Annotated in this window: 1 protein-coding gene; it reads right to left on the minus strand. The window is 35.9% G+C overall.

The genetic code is table 11. The annotated features are described in order from the left end of the window. Nucleotides 1–244: 244 nt before the first annotated feature. Entirely contained in the window at nucleotides 245–760 is a 516-nt protein-coding gene (locus tag AC1TO5_RS21205; RefSeq protein ID WP_482064822.1) for a hypothetical protein, read from the minus strand. Nucleotides 761–888: the final 128 nt, after the last annotated feature.

Genomic DNA, 888 nt, shown 5'->3' on the forward strand with positions numbered 1-888 from the left:
ATTGAATCATTACATCATTCCTTTATCTTTATAGATTAAAATTTATTTTTGATTTAATGAAATATGAGGCCGATCTTTCATATAACGTTTTTGCATTAACGAACCTGCCAATAGCAGGTTGTCACGTGAATTCACTTCTCTGCCAAAAGCATCGCCAGTGATCGAGGAGCATATGCGACGATGCGTTAATGCTGTGTTATCAGAAGTCTGTGCCTTCCTTGTGACAATACTCAAATCCAGCGTTTTATTCTAAATTAATTCCATTTAGATACTTTGACATTATTTCATTGGAAATACCTATGGCTTCGGTTCTATTTATGGCTGGTGCAGTGACCATTGAACCATTATCACTAGACCAACTTCCTTGTTTATCATTTTCTTTATCCAATATGGCGATGGTCATCTTGTCAAATGATTTATTGAAATATAAAGTACCGAGTGAGTAATGATGTGGACGATATAAAATAAAACCGCTATTGTCTTTATCTAAAACAACGTCTAATTGTTTATTGATTTCAGGAACTGGAATATCAACATCCTCAATATCTATTATTCCCTTAAATCTCTTTTTAGCAGGAAAAGTCTTGTAAATCTTCCCTTGGATTAGAACTCCAACCTTTTGTTCGATATTATCCTTCCCCAGTTTGAATTTAATTCCTTCAGCTTCTATTAGAATTTCCTTTGGATAGTAAAAATTGATAGTAAAGAGTATTGCAAGTATTCCAACCAGGACTATTGCGGTTTTGATTAACTTCCTCATTGCATCACCCCCGAGTAAAAATTATTGTGCAGATTTCCGATAACGTTCGTGTATTCACGAACTTCCGCAGGAAGTTGTCAGACAGCAATGGCATCCATGAATTTCCTCTGCTGACCAAGGCGCAGCCG

The sequence above is a fragment of the Paenibacillus sp. Y930 genome (genome assembly GCF_056786375.1).